Origin of the sequence: Vibrio sp. L3-7 (assembly GCF_963898195.1) — a bacterium.
GTDB classification, from domain to species: Bacteria; Pseudomonadota; Gammaproteobacteria; order Enterobacterales; family Vibrionaceae; genus Vibrio; species Vibrio echinoideorum.
Map to the genome: position 1 here is coordinate 1 of NZ_CAWQUW010000047.1, position 5741 is coordinate 5741.

Below are 5741 nucleotides of genomic sequence, written 5' to 3' on the forward strand. Positions count from 1 at the left end.
AAGACATCAGCCATTACCTGATGAGTTACTATAATCGGCAACGGCCTCATCAAGCAAATGATGGGCTGTCGCCAGTAAATGCCGAAAATCGGCTTAAGTCAGTGTCCGGTATTTGTTGACCACTACATTGGTCATTTTTCCATTTAAATAATTGAAACCTTTTTGTGTAAAAGATACGCATGTTTGCGTGTCGTTGAATTCTAGATACCCCTCTGAAACCAGTTGTCCTAAGATGTCCCTTACTAACATGCCAGAGCGCGGGTAAACATCTAATGAGCGCTTTTTTACTTGTGGCTTACTCAAGTTAATTCGCTTTTCTTTCACGTGCTCTAAATAGTGATTATTTATAGGGGCCACTTGGTGATTTTTGGTGGTAGGCCAGAGCCAATCTAAAAGGTCGGAAGCATAAACAGTATTGGGACCTAGTTCTAATGTATAGGACGTCGGGGCTTTGGGTAAGGGTGGAAGATCACCTTCCTTGCCGTTCATGGCGTTTCGCTCTTCGGGAGTTAAGTTCCTTAGAATGACACAGGCAAATCCTTCAATGTTGTCGATGTGCTCTCCTAGACTTACCCTCACGCTCTGAATAAAAGGGATAATGGACACTTGGTTAAATACAATGTTATGGGCTGAGACGTGGTGCGTTACTGTCTGCGCTTTTAAGTCGTCCCAGTCGCTATAACCTATCGCTTGAGCACAAATCGATAACCATGTGTTTTTTTCAATTGGGCTGTTTGAAATAATTTCAGCATCGGTAAGTTGATTGAGAATAGTGTGTAATTGTTTTTTTAATATCGGTAAATGGTCAGAATTCAAGATGGTCTTACTTGACATGGTAATTCCTTGATAAATGAACGTAAAAAAGCCTTGCAATGGCAAGGCTTGGGACGGGGGTTGAGTGATTAATCGTGATGATAAGGCTCTAGGGTGTAACCTCTATGTTGCGTAAGCTGGATTAGTGAGTACAAGGGGTCACCAGTCGTTGCCGTCGAGCATATCGAGAACAAAGAGTGATTCGGGTTGTTTTTCAGGGGACATATCATGGTGGGTGTTTTAGTTTTTTAATCGCGCACTGTGTTGACGTTTGTGTCGGAATCTTGGTTTCATTGGTGCTCTCCATTGAGGGAAACAACGTGAGGCAAGAGTGGGTGAGGCTCTCCAAGTAGTACTAGCGTTGGAAATTTAAGTTATTAAAATGCAGTGTTTTTGATCGTTCCATTCTGCAAATTTTCCCTATTAGTCTTGTTATCATATCCGCCAAAGTTGTCAATTAGCGTGATGGTGAATAACCTCAAATCCATATCATCAAGAATGCTTAGATTGCAGGATACCCACCTAACAAGGCAAAGCAAAAGCGCTGCTTATGGTCGCGATATTACTTTGCTTGTACAGCAGGAGGGGCAACAATAGAAACTCTTAAAGCATATGTAGAAAGCCAATAACACCTAACACCAGATTAAGCCGCTATCGCGACTGACGCCTTATATCCCCGCCCGATCGAGCGAGGATATAAGGCGAAATTGCTAACCTTATTGGGATCCCTTAAATTTCAATTTAAAGTCCTTCTTGACCCTAAAAAAATTATTCACGAATACGTATAGATAAGGTTCTGTTATCATCATAATCAGATGATAAACCAAGAGAATCATTGCTCCTATAACCAGTACATTCCAAATTTTGTTGATTATCGGTAAGGCAATAAGAAAACTCATAGCCGGGTAGGAGCAGCTTTATTGAAGAGATCCCTCCCCTAAAAATATCAGGGAAGTTCTCATTCGTCCCTGTCAGCAAAGGATATTGAGGTCCATGTAACTGAAGGTCCATGTAAGCGAGGCCTATAACATTATTCAAATCACGCTTTTCAATAACAAAAGAGCGATAAGAGTCATTTCTTAAATCACCAAAATAATTACTATCAGCATAGTAGATATCACATGTGCCCCCTAGGTTAGATTGAAGGCAAGCTTTCACTTGATATTGTTTATCGTGCAACCTAAGAGAAGAACTAGTAATACCTACATCCCCTAGCTCTGAAGCATTGTAAACATGGTTAAGCTGGAGCATTTCAAACAATGGAGGCTGTTGGTCTCGATGAGCAAAGAGTGTCGCTAAAGTTAATTGCGGTTGGTCAATTATCTTAACCCCACGTGTGACGTCATTGTCAGAGGCAGCTACGAGTTTTACCGTACCAGTATAGGGAAATTGACAACTGTCTTCCGTCCTTGTATTACAAAGGAGTACTTTTTTCCCTGGAGGCACAACCAAAGATGAAATTGATCGATAGAATGCCCTGTCGTAAATGTCAGTTGTATCGTAGAATGCGTTAGTTCGATCAAGAGTCAACTTTTGGCCTTGAAAGTACTGATCAGTATAGAAAACAACATTTTCTGGGTATAGTTCAAGCGGACCAACCTCAAGATGGACAATAGAATCGTTCATTTCTTCGCCCACAAAATCAAGATCCAGCCCCCATACAGTCAAACAATTTGAATAATCAGTACTTTTACATAAGCGAACGTAACTTTTTGGCCCTACCTTAATCGACGAAATCTCTCCTATAGCATTTATCTCTTCAGCAGAAGACCTTCCGTAATTAAGATGGGTCAAGGATCCTTGAAAATTAATATCCTGATAGGCAAGAACAGGAAAACGTTCTAGCTGGGCATCTGTACTCCGCTTCTTAGTATATTGAGAAACACCATTCCAATTATACTCCTCTGATTCTTTACGCTCATCGTTACCCAACATTCCTTCCCAATATTGCTTGGCGACTTGTTCCGCATTGTTTCGGGCACCTACTTTTATAGTATACTTAGTTGTCTGATCTAACTGCCCCCAATAAGAAGCATTGGGAAACATAAGATATTGCTTATTTGAATTGAACTTAGCAGGATTTCTGATCTCGTTTAAAGCTTCTGCACCATATTCACTAATGAGATAATAATCGACTTCATTACTATGAGGAGATGCTTTCATTCTTGGTTCTATAAAGCCATTTGGAGTAATATCGGCGTCTGATATCCAACCACTATAGCCCTCTGAACCAATATATTTTATAAATTCTATATTTTTTTCTTGTTGTAATGTAGTAATCCTACTGTCACTTAGCGCTGAATCAATTTGATTAATACAGGTTTCTCGCTGTTGCTCCCCAGAAAAACTTTCAACATTTAAAAACCATCCTTCAAAATTCAGTCCGTCAGCCAATTCAATGAGCTTTGTCATCAAACTGACTGTCCCTAAATCTCGACAATCTTGAAAATTTCCTCCATGGGAGAGACTAGGCAAAAAGACGCTGCCATAAATCTTGACTCCTTTCACATGAGCTTCTTCAATCCATTGAGGGTCAGGGGCTAAAATTGTGCCTTCTTGAGAGCTTCCTCCCCAAAAGACCATTCCTTCAAGATAATCCCAATAATCAAATCGAACACGGTCAGGGCTAGTGATAGCGTCAGGAATTCTTTCTAATGTAGCCCTAGGACGGACTAGGGCGGTATAACGATGATTTAGCTTGTTTAAGGCAGTATCTGGATCTAGACGATCTTCTATTCTAGCCCAATGATAAACCCAAGGTTGAATAACCCCATCAACGAGAATACCAGTCTGTCTTTCTTTCGTATTTTTACTCAAGTAATCTTCATCACTCAAGATGTCATTTACAGTTAGATCCTTCAAGGAAGGAACTGACGAGGTTGCATTATTTGGCTTATTGATAAACCAAGTGTAGGTTTTTTTCCCTTGGGCATAGGTTTGTGAACTAAAAATTAACCCTCCGATAAAAAAGATGAAAACACTCTTTATCCAAGTTCCCCATTGACGTCGTTCTCTTTGCTTTTCCATATAAAGACCTCTCTATAATTTACCCTGTACTCTGACTGAGGTTAGATTTAAGGTGGTTTATGATTTATAGAAAATATAATTACCCCTATTTAGACGCCTTAAAAATAATCTTATATATTAAATTATTCATTATTTATATAAATTGCTCTTCTATCATCTCATGGTAATATTTAGCTATTTTCCCTTTCATCATTCAGATATATCGTCCATCCCGATATCTTGAGATATCGCCGACTCTTCGAGATCTTGTTGAGCGCGCTTTTGATAGTGACCGTCTGATTTGAGATTTTCTGCATCATCATTGACAAGATTTTTGACTGTTTTGCTTTGCGTGGCTTCTTTGATTTGGGCTGTCTCGAGCTTCATCTCTTCTGCAGTGTCAAATTGCTCTGATTGGCGGGTTGAGAGAGCATTACGCTCTTCTTCACTAAGGAAAAGCCCTGGAGCAACACACTCACAGTAAACGGCTTCTTGGTATGCTTTAATCATCGCTGGAGATAGGGTGTGTTCACGTTTGATAAAGGCTGGTGTCACATCTCGCATCTTATCAAAGTGCAACTCTAATTGAGTGATAAAGCTGCTTCCTGGTACGCGAAGGTAACATTGTAAATCATCCATGGCTTGGATTTCACTGCTAGAGACAACAGGGCGGGTGACGGTTTGGTGACCAATCGATACCCCATCACGCAACGCATTTGCACCGTAAGAAATGTTCTCTCTTGAGACGTCCACCTCTTGCTCACCCAAATCTTTGGATGAGATTTGCGCCATCTGCGCTGATGGGGCGCGAAAGTAAAAGCGAGAGTTGAGTAAATCAAAAATAACGTCCGCGGTATTTTTTCCGTAGGTTTTCACGAGCTGCGCATAAGACTGGAGACCAATCACATAACAGCCCCCAAACTTACGCACTTCTGAAATGATGTTATCCAGCTCAGGCAGTTTATGCAGACTAGGCATCTCATCCATAATCACCCAGATACGGCGGTCTTCATCGGCTTTGAGTCCCAAAATAGCGTTAGAGGCAATGGCAAGCCAAGTTGAAATTAAAGGACGCAGTGAAGCGTGTTGCTGCGCGTTACTCGATAAGAACAAAAAGCCTTTTTGTTTATCATCTTGTACCCAATCGGTGATGGAAAACGGTTTGCGTTTGGGCTCTCCTTTCGCGTCTTTATCATCCAAGCCATCTAAAAAGCGTAGGCTCTTAATGTAGGTGGCGAGCACCGACTTAATGGAGATGGCCGTCTTTTTGATGTCTTTAGAGACCAGGGAAGCAGACTCTGTGCCTTGCAGGAAATTACCCAGGGTTTCAAGTTCAGACGTGAGTATCAGGCTAAGCAGCCTTGCGGTCGAGCAGGGCTTGTCATCTTGGCTCATGCGATACGCCGCACTTGAAAAGATAGTCCGTGCGGAATCAACCCAGAACGGATCACCTTCACCATGTTGCGGGATAAGCGCGTTCGCAATGTTTTCAAAATCAGGGGCATCCTTAGCATCACACCAGACATCCCAATTGGCGCAGCGTTCATCGAAGGGGTTGAGTAAGGTATCTTGGCTAGGGTCAAAGAACTTACTGGTAAAGGTGCAGCCTTTATCATAAATAATGGCTTTATCCCCACGTTTACGTATCCAGCGCAGGAGTTTACGAAGCATGACGGATTTACCTGCCCCTGTGGTGCCGTCGATGAGCATATGCTGAACTTCAAACTCACGCTTAAACAAGGCCAGCCCATCCACTTTGAAATCAGAAATCCGTCCGTTGCCTACACCCTGTCTTTTGAGTTTCTTTGCCCGTTTTTTCAAATCATTTGTGAGCACTTTGGGTTCGGCGTATTGAAAGCCTCGAACGTGGAAATCTTCACTTTGCTTTTCGCCTTGTCGTTTAAAGAAACTCATGGCGAGCA

3 protein-coding genes and 1 pseudogene are annotated in these 5741 nt (G+C 41.7%); 1 reads left to right on the top strand and 3 read right to left on the bottom strand.

The window, feature by feature from the left end; all coding sequences use genetic code 11:
- Positions 1-93: 93 nt before the first annotated feature.
- Positions 94-834: a hypothetical protein gene (locus AACW75_RS21590; protein ID WP_237297953.1), complete on the bottom strand. Its 741-nt coding sequence runs from the start codon at positions 832-834 to the stop codon at positions 94-96.
- 405 nt (positions 835-1239) lie between these two features.
- On the opposite strand from AACW75_RS21590, the pseudogene tnpA reads away from it, so the two are divergent.
- Positions 1240-1442 (top strand): annotated as a pseudogene (gene tnpA / locus AACW75_RS21595) (IS200/IS605 family transposase); the annotation flags it as partial.
- Between the two features lie 139 nt (positions 1443-1581).
- Here tnpA and AACW75_RS21600 read toward each other — a convergent pair.
- Positions 1582-3840 (bottom strand): endo-beta-N-acetylglucosaminidase, encoded by a 2259-nt coding sequence (locus tag AACW75_RS21600; protein WP_016800117.1) that lies wholly within the window; start codon positions 3838-3840, stop codon positions 1582-1584.
- Between the two features lie 189 nt (positions 3841-4029).
- Positions 4030-5741: type IV conjugative transfer system coupling protein TraD (gene traD, locus AACW75_RS21605; RefSeq protein WP_237297954.1), on the bottom strand; the 1712-nt coding region annotated here is incomplete at its 5' end.